Raw genomic sequence first — 12750 nt, 5'->3', positions numbered from 1 at the left:
TCAGTGCTTCCGCGGTGCCAGGTAGCGCAGCCAGCGGCCTTCGGCCAGCTTGAACAGGCGCACCAGGATGAACGTCAGGCACAGATAGAACACACCCGCAGTGATATAGGCCTCGAACGGCAGGTAGTACTGCGCGTTGACCGTGCGCGCCGCGCCGGTGATGTCGATCAGGGTCACGATGGAGGCCAGACTGGTGGTCTGCAGCATCATGATCACTTCGTTGCTGTACTGCGGCAGAGCCCGGCGCAGGGCCGATGGCAGGAGAATGCGGCGATACATCTTGTAGCGCGACATGCCCATGGCCTTGGCCGCCTCGATCTCACCGTTAGGCGTGGCCTTGAGGCTGCCGGCGATGATTTCTGCGGTGTAGGCGCTGGTGTTGACGGCAAAGGCCAGGCAGGCACAGAAGGTCGCACTGGACAGCCAGGGCCAGAGGAAACTCTCACGCACCGCTTCAAACTGGGCCAGGCCGTAGTAGATCAGGAACAACTGCACCAGCATCGGCGTGCCACGGATTACATAGGTGTAGAGCCAGGCGCTCATGTTCACCAATGGCTGCTTGGACACCCGCATCAGCCCCAAGGGCAAGGCCACCAGCAAACCGAAGAACAGCGACAGTGCCAACAGCTTCAGAGTGGTCAGCAAGCCGCTGAAGTACAGCGGCAAGGCGTCATAGATGACGTTGTAGTCGAAGATCATAGATCAGCCGCCCTTACGCCTACCGAGTAGCGCTTCTCAAGGTGACGCAATGCCAGCAACGAAACACTGGTAATTACCAGGTACATGGCCGCCACTGCGAGGAAGAAGGTGAAAGGCTCGCGAGTGGCGTCTGCCGCCTGCTTGGCCTTGAACATCATGTCTTGCAGGCCCACCACCGAAATCAGCGCGGTAGCCTTGGTCAGCACCAGCCAGTTGTTGGTGAAGCCGGGAATCGCCAGGCGAATCATCTGCGGCACCATCACCCGGAAGAACACCTGGAAGCTGCTCATGCCGTACGCCATGCCCGCTTCGGCCTGCCCCTTGGGAATCGCCATGAAGGCGCCACGGAAGGTTTCCGACAGGTAGGCACCGAAGATGAAACCCAGGGTGCCGATACCGGCGGCCAGCGGATTGAGGTCGATGTAATCGTCGTAGCCCAGCAGCGGCGCCACACGGTTCAGCAGGTCCTGGCCGCCGTAGAAGATCAGCAGGATCAGCACCAGATCGGGAATGCCACGGATCACCGTGGAATACAGATCGCCGAGCCAGGCCAGCCAGCGCACCGGCGAGAGGCGCAACGCGACCCCGATCAGACCCAGAACAATGGCCAGGGCCATGGACGACAAGGCGAGCTGAAGCGTCAGCCAAGCGCCATCGAGGATGACAGCCCCGTAGCCTTTCAACATGATTCAGGTCCTCGAAAATTGGGATGAAAAAATGGCGCAAACTTCAGAGATTCTGCTGCTTGCGCCATCTCGGACTGACTGTTTCGACGGTCTTACTTGCCGTAAATGTCGAAGTCGAAGTACTTGTCCTGGATTTGCTTGTACTTGCCATTCTCACGAATGGCAGCGATGGCAGCGTTGATCTTGTCCAGATCGGCCTTGTCACCCTTGCGCACAGCGATCCCTACGCCATCGCCGAAGTATTTGACATCAGTGAAAGCCGGACCGACGAAGGCGAAGCCTTTGCCGGCGTCGGTTTTCAGGAAACCGTCATTCAACAGCGTAGCGTCCGCCACGGTGCCGTCGAGGCGACCGGCCGCCACATCCAGGTAGATTTCGTTCTGCGAGCCGTAAGGCTTGATCTGTGCACCCAGCGGCGCCAGGACTTCACGAGCGAAACGCTCGTGGATCGAGCCACGCTGTACGCCGATATTCTTGCCTTTGAGCTCAGCCAGGCCATCGCTGACCTGGGTACCGGCCTTCATCACCAGACGGGCCGGAGTGTTGTAGTACTTGTTAGTGAAGTCCACGGACTTCTTGCGATCGTCAGTGATCGACATGGACGAGAGGATGGCGTCGATCTTGCGCACTTTCAGCGCCGGGATCAGGCCATCGAACTCTTGCTCGACCCATACGCACTTGACCTTCATCTCTTCGCACAGGGCATTGCCGATGTCGTAGTCGAAACCGACGATGCTGCCATCCGGCGCCTTGGAGGCAAACGGAGGGTAAGCCGCTTCGATACCAATTTTCAGCGGCTTTTCATCGGCGAAAGTCGGCAAGGACAGCACGGACAGTGCCAGGGCGCCAAGAAGCACGAGTTTCTTCATCTTAGAACTCCATCGGTAAAGGGCGAAAACGGCAGAGTGAGCGACAGCCCAATATGCGAATGGGTGAAACCTGAATTGCCGCGCTGCGTCCCGGGAACTCCGCAGAGGACTCACACACAGGCAGCGACGAGCGAGTGACCGGCATTCTAACGACAGGCTGGAAGCCGATATTTCCTCAATGCGACAACAAATTACAGAAGCATTGAGAATGCCGGGGCAGCACATTGACAGCTCTTCAAATCTATGCAAGAGCAAAAGACAGTAAACCGATCTATGTTGCAAATTGCGGGCCTATTATTCGCAAAGCCTTCTATTCCGGCAAGCGCAGCGTGATGACTTATTTTTTGTAAGGGTATAAAAGGCCCCGGAATAGGGCCGGGCGTTTCCCTTTGCCCCGAAAGTGAGCGCGGGGTTACATCTCCGGCAACATCGGTAACATTCGTATGCGCTCGCCGGAAATATCCGATATTTATTCGCCCCTCTTCTCTGACAAGCCAACCCCCTGCAACAACCACGCAGCCCTGCAGCAATCAGCTTGCCGGCGCATCACGTGGCCACAAAAAAGCCCCGCCCGGCACAAGGCCGGGCGGGGCTGGATGACTCGGAACCCGCCTCAGGCGACGTTCATGGTCTTGTGGGTATCAATCAGATGCTGCACCACACTTGGGTCGGCCAAGGTGGAGATATCGCCCAGACCGTCGTACTCCGCCGTGGCAATCTTGCGCAGGATTCGCCGCATGATCTTCCCGGATCGGGTTTTCGGCAGGCCCGGCGCCCATTGGATGACATCCGGCGAGGCGATCGGACCGATCTCCTTGCGCACCCAATTCTTCAGCTCCAGACGCAGGGCTTCGCTCGGTTCTTCGCCGCCATTGAGGGTCACATAGACATAGATGCCCTGGCCCTTGATGTCGTGAGGCACGCCCACCACCGCCGCTTCGGCAACTTTAGGGTGAGCGACCATGGCACTTTCGATCTCGGCGGTCCCCATGCGGTGCCCGGACACGTTGAGTACATCGTCCACGCGGCCGGTAATCCAGTAGTAGCCGTCTTCATCGCGACGCGCGCCGTCACCCGTGAAGTACATGCCACGGAAGGTCTTGAAGTAGGTATCGACGAAACGATCATGATCGCGGTACAGGGTCCGCGCCTGGCCCGGCCAGGAGTCGAGGATCACCAGATTGCCCTCGGCCGCGCCTTCGATGATGTTGCCCAGGTTGTCTACCAGGGCCGGGACCACGCCGAAGAACGGACGTGCTGCGGAACCCGGCTTCAGGGCATGCGCCCCCGGCAGCGGGCTCATCAGGGTGGCGCCGGTTTCGGTCTGCCACCAGGTGTCGACGATCGGGCAACGGGATTGGCCGACGTTCTTGTAGTACCAATCCCAGGCTTCCGGGTTGATCGGCTCGCCCACCGACCCCAGCAGGCGCAGGCTGCTGCCGTCGGCGCCTTCACAGGCAGCGGTGCCCGAAGCCATCATGGCGCGGATCGCGGTCGGAGCGGTGTAGAGGATATTGACCTTGTGCTTGTCGACGATCTTCGCCACCCGGGTCACGTCCGGGTAGTTGGGCACACCTTCGAACAGCACAGTGGTGGCGCCGTTGGCCAAGGGGCCATAGACAATATAGGTGTGGCCGGTGACCCAGCCGACGTCGGCGGTGCACCAGTAGACTTCGCCCGGACGGTAGTCGAACACCCGCTCATGGGTCAGCGACGCATAGAGCAAGTAACCGCCAGTGGTGTGCTGCACGCCCTTGGGCTTGCCGGTGGAGCCAGAGGTGTAAAGGATGAACAGCGCTTCTTCGGCACCCATCTCTTTCGGAGCACAGACGCTGCCGGCCACTTTCATCAGGTCTTCGTACCAGATGTCGCGGTGCTGGTTCCACTTGATGTCGCCACCGGTGCGCTTGCACACGATGACTTTCTGGATGCTGCTGGTTTCCGGGTTGGTCAGGGCGTCGTCGACATTGGCCTTGAGCGGCACCTTCTTGCCGGCCCGGATGCCTTCGTCGGCAGTGATCACCACTTTCGAACGGCAGTCGATAATGCGACCGGCCAGCGCCTCAGGCGAGAAGCCACCGAACACCACCGAATGGATCGCGCCGATACGGGTACAGGCCAGCATGGCCACCACCGCTTCGGGGATCATTGGCATATAGATAGTCACCACGTCGCCGCGGTGCACGTCCTGGCCGCGCAGGGCATTGGCGAACTTGCAGACTTCTTCATGCAGTTCGCGGTAGGTGATGTTGCGGCTTTCGGAAGGATCGTCGCCTTCCCAGATGATCGCGATCTGATCGCCACGTTCGGCGAGATGGCGATCCAGACAGTTGTAGGAGACGTTCAAGGTGCCATCGGCGAACCACTTGATATCCACGTGGTGGTCGTCGAAGGAGGTCTGCTTCACCGTGGTAAAAGGCTTGATCCAGTCGAGACGCTTGGCCTGTTCGCGCCAGAAACCGTCCGGGTTCACGACCGACTGCTGGTACATGGCCTTGTAGGTCGCCTCGTCAGTCAGCGTATTGGCCAAAACCTCGGGACGAACGGGATACAGAGAAGCCGCACTCATCTTTCTTACCTCGGTGACATAGTTGTTTTTGTATGACCCCGTTGTAGCCGGGGGGCGCCTATAGAACCATTCGACGATGGTAGTAACAACCCCCTGCGAAATACCCCGATATTTGCCGCAACCCTTCAAGAACGCTGCTTACAGCGATATTCACCGCGGATAAAAATGTTCAAACAGACCAGCAGACAGGCCTTTTTCGGGGATTGTTACAAAAACTGTCAAAGGTGTTTATCAAAAGTACGCCTATATGGCCGCCGGCCCCGGGCCTAAAATCCGTCTCGCCAAACAGGCAATCTGATTAACCAAGTTGCAGCCCCCACGAAGGCAGTTAATCAAACTTCTACTCAAGTTCCACACGCAGCCCCACAAAGGCTGCGTGACCCCACACGACCTTAGAAAGGTAAAACGCAAATGAAAGCTTTATTAGTTCTGGCCCTCAGCAGTCTGTGCGTTACCGCGATGGCTGATGAGATCCCGACTGATGTCGCCCAGCAGCAAGTACCGGTAGAGGAATACACTTACTCCACTGACCTGGATATCGCCAAAGTTATCTCCATGAGCGAAGTTCCAGAAGTATGCGAAGTTGTACCAGCGCGCATGGAATATGAAGACTCCCACGGCCAGCGGCATATTCTTCAATACCGCGTAATGGGCAACGGTTGTTCTAACGGTTAATAGCCAAGTTCATTGCATAGACCTTGATGACTGCCGGCCGCAAGAAATCCCTCTTGCGGCAAAGATGCCCGACAACACCCACCCAAGGGTAGTGAAAGGCTTCACCTTGACGACGTGCGAGTACGGCAATCGCACGCACTTTTCCTGCCGTGATTGATGGCCTGCTCATGGCACTGCCAACGACCTTCTGAGCCTCTTGGCTGACGACTTCGGCGAGGGCAATCCCGCCGACCTTGAAGACCTCTGCCAGGAGATTTTCAGCGACAAAACCGGACGATTCGAGTTGTGTTCAAAACCTGAAAAAGGCTTGCAAAAACACAACATCTAGTAAAATTGGCTATTTTTTGGCCACTTGAAGATATTTTTTTCGAGCCTGAAAAAAAATCTTCAACGGCCAAAGCCTTGTAAACCCGCGCTTTGCTCTCAGTCCCCCTCCTTCTTGGGCCCGCCTGCGCCCATCGGTCGCCCCACGGCCCTGAAAATATCCTTATAATGCGTCCTCAAAACGGGCCCGCAACATTCCCTTACCGGATGAAAACGACCTGCTGAATCCCGCGCCGGAGCCGACACCCTCAGTTCCGCCCGACAGCAGCTTCAAGGCACCCGAACACGTATTTCTGTTTATTGCCTGCGTTCACTGCTGCAACAAACGATTTCCAATGATTTAACGCGGCCAGTAGCGCCGTGTGAAAAGCCAACCCTTTTGTTTTCACACGGGCATCTGGCCCTCAAGCAGGAGACGACACGTCATGCTGAGCTGGGACGAATTCGACAAAGAAGAAGGCGAAGTTGCAGTCAAAGGCGCTAACGCCGGCCACGCTACCGAAGCCAACATGGACCGCCTCGACAGCGCCGGTGGTGCCGCCGCTCTTGAAGCACGCGCCGTGACTGCCAGCGACTCCGCTGCCGTGGCCCGCGCTAAGGCGTCCCTGGACCAGCTCGATATCGCCGAAGGCCTGGCTGAACTGGAAGGCTCTTCCGCTCGTGTCGCCGTTGACGAAAAGCGCATGATCAACTGCCGCGCCGACCTCAACCAGCTGGTACCGTTCAAGTACGACTGGGCCTGGCAGAAGTACCTTGACGGCTGCGCCAACCACTGGATGCCGCAAGAGGTCAACATGACCGCCGACATCGCCCTGTGGAAAAACCCGGAAGGCCTGACCGACGACGAGCGTCGCATCGTCATGCGCAACCTGGGCTTCTTCTCCACCGCCGACTCCCTGGTTGCCAACAACCTGGTATTGGCCGTGTACCGCCTGATCACCAACCCGGAATGCCGCCAGTACATCCTGCGCCAGGCGTTCGAAGAGGCGATCCACACCCACGCCTATCAGTACTGCATCGAATCGTTGGCCATGGATGAAGGCGAGATCTTCAACATGTACCACGAGATTCCTTCGGTCGCGAAGAAAGCTGCCTGGGGCCTGAAGTACACCCGTTCTATCTCCGATCCGAAGTTCGAAACCGGCACCGTCGACACCGACAAGGAACTGCTGCGCAACCTGATCGCCTACTACTGCGTCCTGGAAGGCATCTTCTTCTACTGCGGCTTCACCCAGATCCTGTCCATGGGCCGACGCAACAAGATGACCGGTGTCGCCGAGCAGTTCCAATACATCCTGCGCGACGAATCCATGCACCTGAACTTCGGCATCGACGTGATCAACCAGATCAAGATCGAAAACCCGCACCTGTGGGATGCCGAGATGAAGGAAGAAGCCACCCAGATGATTCTCCAGGGCACCCAACTGGAAATCGAATACGCTCGCGATACCATGCCGCGCGGCGTACTGGGCATGAACGCGGCGATGATGGAGGACTACCTCAAGTTCATCGCCAACCGTCGCCTGTCGCAGATCGGTTTGAAGGAAGAGTACCCAGGTACCACCAACCCGTTCCCATGGATGAGCGAGATCATGGACTTGAAGAAAGAGAAGAACTTCTTCGAGACCCGCGTGATCGAGTATCAGACTGGCGGTGCATTGAGCTGGGATTGATTCCCGGATCGATGAAACAAACAAGAAGCCCTGACTTGGTCAGGGCTTTTTTATTGGCCGCGCAAATCCGTACCTGCTTCATCTACAAGGCCCGGCTCATTAAAGTGCGTGCAGGCTTCAAGACCTGCCTTTATAAAGTCCACTCCCCCGCTTAAGGATCAAAGCGCTCATGAAATTCGATACCGCCTACTGCATCAGCCTCGACGAAAAGTTGTCGATCTATGACGTGCGGGATCTGAACTTCGATGAAACCCTGGTCTTCGACTCGGCCAAGGAAAGCTTCCAGTGCCCCAATGACGACTGTCGCACAGCGTTCGATGCCGCCAATCAGCTGGGTACCTTCAATGCCAAGAACGTCAATTACATCCGCACTCCGCATTTCAAGAACCTGCCCAGCACTCTTCATATAGAAGGCTGCCCTTACGGGATCAGCAAAAGCCCCGGCAGCATCGAAGGGGCTGCAGTCGAGGATGATCGCGAGGAACACTTCCCTTCGGAGCTGCTGCTGACCCGCCGCGAATACCTGCGGCGACCGGCCAACCCGACAGCAGCGCCGCAGACACCTGGAAACAACCCGCCAGTGACGCCTGCCAGCTTGCAAATGCCCCACGCCGGGCGCGATACAACCCCGGACAAGACCTGTGTCTTCGCTCACCCGGTGGAATGCTTCGTGTCGAATATCGACGACAAGGAACTGCTCAAGCGCATGCCGTTGAAGATTGGCGAACACACCGCGTCCTACGCCTCGTTCTTCAAGAAGATCGAGTACCTGCTGGATAACAAGGGGCTGATCTACTGGGGCAAGATCAAGGAAATCAAGGACTACACCCAGAGCTTTCGCATCGACTTCGAGCACAAGGTCTGGTTCAAGGAAGAGGGAGAAGCCAAGAAGAAGCCTTATTCAGTCAACGTCTACCTGAGCAAGAAACTGATCGACAACTATCGCAAGCGCAAAGCCTTCCTCGAAGAGATCAAGAGCGCCATCGACAGCCAGCGCGAGTTGTACTGTTTCTTCTACGGTGTCACCCCGACACTCAAGCAGGTGCCGAGCAAGAAAAACCCCGAAGCGACCTTCGGGGTGTTCAGCGCCAACATCGAGAACCTGGACCATTTCGTGATTCGCGAGGCACCGGGCCTGGAAGCAAAATAGCCGCCTACGGTTTCACCGCTTGGGCAACTCCAGGGCCACGGCCCCCGGATGCTTCCTGACCACCGCCCCTGCCAGCCGTCGGCTGTGCATTGGATCAATCCGTTGAACATGGAAGCTCCCTTGTATGAAAAAGCCGAAAACACGGTCAGCCAAGCCAGAGCCAGCATTCAGCAGCGGGCAATTATGGATCTGCGGACAAGGACAATCGAGCCACCAAGCGTGACGCTCCTAGCCCTTCACACACATGCTGAACAACACCAGCAACAACAGACCGATGTACACCCTTGCATGTACGCGGTCGGGAATTCTGCCAATCCAGGAAGTGGCCAGGCGGATGCCCAGCAACGAGCCGAGGGTCAGTACCGAGAACGCCAGCAGGTCGACATAACCGACAAACCAGGGGCCGAGATCGAACGAGCTGAAACGGGCCAGGGCCATGTAGGTGACCGTTCCCGCCAACGCCACAGGCACGCTCAGAGGATTGGCCATTGCGGTGGCCTGGGTCATGGACAAACCGCAACGGCGCAATAGGGGCACCGTCATGACACTGCCGCCTACGCCGAGAAAGGTGGCGACTACACCTATTCCTACACCGCCAAAGAGCGTTTCGCGGACTCCAAGAAGACGCGCCTCCTGCCCTTGAGACGGTTCAAGAAAACCACGTCGCAGCAGGCAGTCAGCAACGGTGATTCCCAGGTAGGCGATAAAGGCATAGCGAAGCACTTCGCCACTGACCCACATGGCCGCTGCCGCACCCAAGATAGCCCCCAGCCCTATATAGCCCCCCAGCGGCCACAGGTAGTGGCGAACAAGATTGCCCGCCTGATGGTGTCGACGGCTAGCGACCAGGGCATTGACGATCATCACGCAAGTCGAGGTAGCCACCGCGACATGCATCGCCGACTGCCCTGCCGCCGAGTCCGCCCCCTGGCTGCCCAGCAGCATCCAGTACAGCAGCGGCACCACTACAAATCCGCCGCCAAAGCCGAACAGCACGGCGCTGATACCCGTCATGCAACCAAAAAGTGCCAGCAGTAGATAGAACATCGGACCACGCTCGTCTTTGCACAAGAGCTGGACGATAGAGCTTCACCGCTTGGCCGACTTCAGCAAGTCAGCCAATAATATTTGCGTTTACGCCAAACACGGAACGACTCGGCATGCGCAATATCTCCATCGATCAACTGGATCAGACACCGCGTGCGGTACTGGCCATCGGCACCGACTACGCCGACGGCCAACGCCTGCCTCGTCACCGTCATCGGCGGGCACAACTGCTGTATGGCGCTACCGGAGTCATGCAGGTGGGCACCGATCAGGGCAACTGGGTAGTGCCACCGCAACATGCGGTGTGGATTCCACCCGAGGTGGAACATGAGGTGCTGATGCTCGGGGTCAGTACCCGCAGCCTGTATATCGAACCTGCCGCGGCGCCCCTGGATAACAGCGGCTGTCGAGTCGTCAGCGTCTCACCGCTGTTACGCCAACTGCTCCTGGAGGCCGTAGAGATTCCCCTGCAATACGATCAGGGCGGGCGTGACGGATTGCTGGTCGACCTGCTGCTGCATGAACTGCGACGCAGCACGGCGCTACCGTTGCATATCCCTCTGCCGGCTGATGGGCCGCTACTGGAGTTGTGCCAGGCCTTTCTCGGGCAACCCGATATTCACCAATCCCCGGAGCACTGGGCGGATCGGTTGCGCGTCAGCCTGCGCACGTTTAATCGCGTCTTCCGCCAGCAAACGGGTATGAGCTTCATTCAATGGCGACAACGAGCCTGCGTGATCCTGGCCCTGGCGCGGTTGGCAGCCGCGGAGTCAGTGACACGCATCGCCCTGGATTTCGGCTATGACAGCCCCGGGGCATTCTCCACCATGTTCCGCCGGGTGCTGGGACAGTCCCCCAGTACCTACCTGAACAGGACGGACCCGATCCCGGGAAAAACCTTGTGACCAAAGGCGCGGGCAGAGAGCAAAAATCAGTTTGATCCGGGAATTAAACAACTGTACAAATAACCAGTACAAAGCCAACTTCCAGCCTAACCTCCCGGAGAAAACCATGGCCTCTCTAGCGATGAAAATCACCCTGGAACGTATCGCCCTTTATCAATTCACTCCGCAGCACTGTGCCCAGGCCCGGGACATGCTGGATTGGGACATGGATCAACTGTCCCGTGAATCCGCGGTCTCGGTGCAAGCTATCCAGCGCTTCGAAGCCGGCTACGAGGTGCGTGACGTGACCCGCCTGGCACTGGCGTTCTGCCTTGAAGCTCAAGGGTTGGTGTTCTTTCCCGGCTTCGCTCCGGGCCGCGGCATGAATATCAAGGGCGCGACTCCCAACCCCATGGAACGCCCTGACTACGCAATGATCGAGTGATCCAGTGCCTTGAGCAGTTGCCCGCACAAGTCCGCTACTGAAAGCTGGGTCGAATCCAGGCGAACGAGCGGACAGTCGAGGTTTTTGATCCAGCTTTCATGGCGCCGCAGACTGCGGGTTCCGTGGCCACCCTCATCGTAGCCGGCGGCCCAGGCGAGAAAAGTCTGGGTCGCGACGTAGCGTTCGCCACCCTCGAAAATCTGCTCGCCGTAGCGCTGGAATTCCCGGGCACGCAAGCGCTGCAAGCGAACCTCAGGGTCCAATTGCACGAAGACCGCCAGAGTGAAACTGGGGATCAGCACATCTCCCCAACCACAAAGGGAGCCGGACAGGACCCAGTCCGGCTCCGTCAACACCTGGGTTTGCAGCATATGGATACGTGCGTCACGGGGACGCCGGCAACTAAAAGGCTTGGCGCAGGGTTGCCAGAAAAAATCATCGGAATCGAAGTGTTTGCAGCACAAGCGCTCGGCCAGGGCCCGACCCAAAGTTGTAGTCCCGGAACCGGATGCGCCGAAGATATGAATTCTGTAAGCCATGACACTGCTCCCTCAGAGCGGACATCCAACAGGTTTCACAGCCTCGGCCTGTCTTTGCCGACCTGACACACATGGATCAAGGCAGGATTACGCAGACTCGACAGCCGCCTGTTCCGAGGCGCCTTCCACCTCCAGCCACCAGGCTCCGCCCCGCTGAGGTTGTGCGAGGTTGAAGGCCTCACCCATCTGCGGCGTAGTGATAGTGATGCTGCGCTCCCAAGCCAGGGCCAGGATACGGTCGAAGGGCTCATGCCAGGCATGCATGGCCAGGTCAAAGGTGCCGTTATGGATCGGCAGCAACCAGCGACCTTGCAGGTCGATGTGAGCTTGCAGGGTTTGCTCCGGCTGCATGTGTACATGGGGCCATTCGACGTTGTAGGCACCGGTTTCCATCAGCGTCAGGTCAAAGGGCCCGTATTGCTGGCCAATGCGCTTGAAGCCGTCGAAGTAACCGGTATCGCCGCTGAAGAAGATCCGCGTCGCTGCGTCGATCATCACCCAGGACGCCCACAAGGTGTGATTGCCATCGAACAACCCGCGACCGGAAAAGTGCTGCGACGGCGTAGCGATAAAGCGGATGCCCTCGACTTCGCAGCCCTGCCACCAATCCAGCTGCCGGACCTTGGCCGCTGGTACCCCCCATTTGATCAGGGTGTCTCCCACTCCCAGCGGGGTGAGAAAGTGCCGGGTCTTGCCTGCCAGGGCCAGTACTGTCTGGTGGTCCAGGTGATCGTAATGGTCATGGGAGAGGATCACCGCCTCGATCTCGGGCAGCGCCTCCAGACTGATGGGGGGCTGGTGAAAACGCTTCGGACCAGCCCATTGCACCGGGGATGCACGTTCGGCAAACACCGGGTCAGTGATCCAGAACTTGTCGCGCATCTTCAACAGCACCGTGGAGTGCCCAAGACGAAACACACTGTGATTGGGAGCCGCCTGCAGTTGCTCACGGGTCAGCGGCTGGACGGGTATGGCACCGGCCGGACGGGTATTGCGCGGTTTGTGGAACAGCATGTTCCAGAAAATCTGCAGGGTTTTACCGAAACCGGCGCGACGTACCGGAGCATGGTTACGAAAGGCGCCCTGCTCCTGGCGGGAGGTTTCCTGGCGGGGAGCGCGGGTGACGCTGGACGAAACAGTGGCCATGATTGAAATGACTCCATTGGAACGCGGCAGGTTCCGACGTTGTT

The 12750-nt window shown here is 58.3% G+C and carries 12 protein-coding genes; 5 read left to right on the top strand and 7 right to left on the bottom strand.

Features of this window, described 5'->3' with window-relative positions; translation table 11 throughout:
* The 4 genes from Q8O96_RS08505 to acs form a co-directional block, all read right to left on the bottom strand.
* Positions 1–699 carry an ABC transporter permease gene (locus Q8O96_RS08505; RefSeq protein WP_102860679.1) on the bottom strand — a complete coding sequence of 233 codons (699 nt, stop codon included), beginning with the start codon at positions 697–699 and terminating at the stop codon, positions 1–3.
* Positions 696–1385, bottom strand: a complete 690-nt coding sequence (locus tag Q8O96_RS08500) for an ABC transporter permease (RefSeq protein ID WP_016968104.1) — start codon at positions 1383–1385, stop codon at positions 696–698. Before Q8O96_RS08500 ends, Q8O96_RS08505 begins: the two co-directional genes overlap by 4 nt.
* Before the next feature lie 92 nt (positions 1386–1477).
* Positions 1478–2254, bottom strand: a complete 777-nt coding sequence (locus Q8O96_RS08495) for an ABC transporter substrate-binding protein (RefSeq protein ID WP_102860678.1) — start codon at positions 2252–2254, stop codon at positions 1478–1480.
* A 613-nt stretch (positions 2255–2867) separates the two neighbouring features.
* The gene (gene acs / locus Q8O96_RS08490; RefSeq protein WP_016968106.1) at positions 2868–4823 is read right to left on the bottom strand and encodes an acetate--CoA ligase; all 1956 of its coding nucleotides are present in this window, start codon (positions 4821–4823) and stop codon (positions 2868–2870) included.
* Positions 4824–5234: 411 nt separating this feature from the next.
* On the opposite strand from acs, the gene Q8O96_RS08485 reads away from it, so the two are divergent.
* From Q8O96_RS08485 to Q8O96_RS08475, 3 genes are all read left to right on the top strand, one after another.
* The gene (locus tag Q8O96_RS08485) at positions 5235–5498 is read left to right on the top strand and encodes a DUF2790 domain-containing protein (RefSeq protein WP_016968107.1); all 264 of its coding nucleotides are present in this window, start codon (positions 5235–5237) and stop codon (positions 5496–5498) included.
* A gap of 749 nt (positions 5499–6247) precedes the next feature.
* Positions 6248–7495, top strand: coding sequence for a ribonucleotide-diphosphate reductase subunit beta (locus Q8O96_RS08480; protein ID WP_011062780.1), 1248 nt, complete (start codon positions 6248–6250; stop codon positions 7493–7495).
* Positions 7496–7664: 169 nt separating this feature from the next.
* Positions 7665–8645 (top strand): hypothetical protein, encoded by a 981-nt coding sequence (locus Q8O96_RS08475; RefSeq protein WP_102860677.1) that lies wholly within the window; start codon positions 7665–7667, stop codon positions 8643–8645.
* 228 nt (positions 8646–8873) lie between these two features.
* On the opposite strand, the gene Q8O96_RS08470 is transcribed toward Q8O96_RS08475, so the two are convergent.
* A complete protein-coding gene (locus Q8O96_RS08470) occupies positions 8874–9692 on the bottom strand; it encodes a sulfite exporter TauE/SafE family protein (protein ID WP_102860676.1) in 819 nt (272 codons plus the stop codon).
* 113 nt (positions 9693–9805) lie between these two features.
* Between Q8O96_RS08470 and Q8O96_RS08465 the strand changes: the two genes are divergently transcribed.
* Positions 9806–10597, top strand: a complete 792-nt coding sequence (locus tag Q8O96_RS08465) for a helix-turn-helix transcriptional regulator (protein WP_305948668.1) — start codon at positions 9806–9808, stop codon at positions 10595–10597.
* A gap of 106 nt (positions 10598–10703) precedes the next feature.
* Positions 10704–11021, top strand: coding sequence for a transcriptional regulator (locus Q8O96_RS08460; RefSeq protein ID WP_102860674.1), 318 nt, complete (start codon positions 10704–10706; stop codon positions 11019–11021).
* On the opposite strand, the gene Q8O96_RS08455 is transcribed toward Q8O96_RS08460, so the two are convergent.
* Together Q8O96_RS08455 and Q8O96_RS08450 are read right to left on the bottom strand one after the other, a co-directional pair.
* Positions 11003–11560 carry an AAA family ATPase gene (locus Q8O96_RS08455; protein WP_305948667.1) on the bottom strand — a complete coding sequence of 186 codons (558 nt, stop codon included), beginning with the start codon at positions 11558–11560 and terminating at the stop codon, positions 11003–11005. The two genes, Q8O96_RS08460 and Q8O96_RS08455, sit on opposite strands and share 19 nt — an antisense overlap.
* An 87-nt stretch (positions 11561–11647) precedes the next feature.
* A complete protein-coding gene (locus tag Q8O96_RS08450; protein WP_207166402.1) occupies positions 11648–12706 on the bottom strand; it encodes an MBL fold metallo-hydrolase in 1059 nt (352 codons plus the stop codon).
* Between the last annotated feature and the right edge of the window lie 44 nt (positions 12707–12750).

Origin of the sequence: Pseudomonas sp. LPH60, assembly GCF_030718165.1 — a bacterium.
Taxonomy (GTDB): domain Bacteria; phylum Pseudomonadota; class Gammaproteobacteria; order Pseudomonadales; family Pseudomonadaceae; genus Aquipseudomonas; species Aquipseudomonas danubii.
Note: the sequence above shows the minus strand (reverse complement) of the source record. Positions and strands in the feature narration are given on the sequence as shown.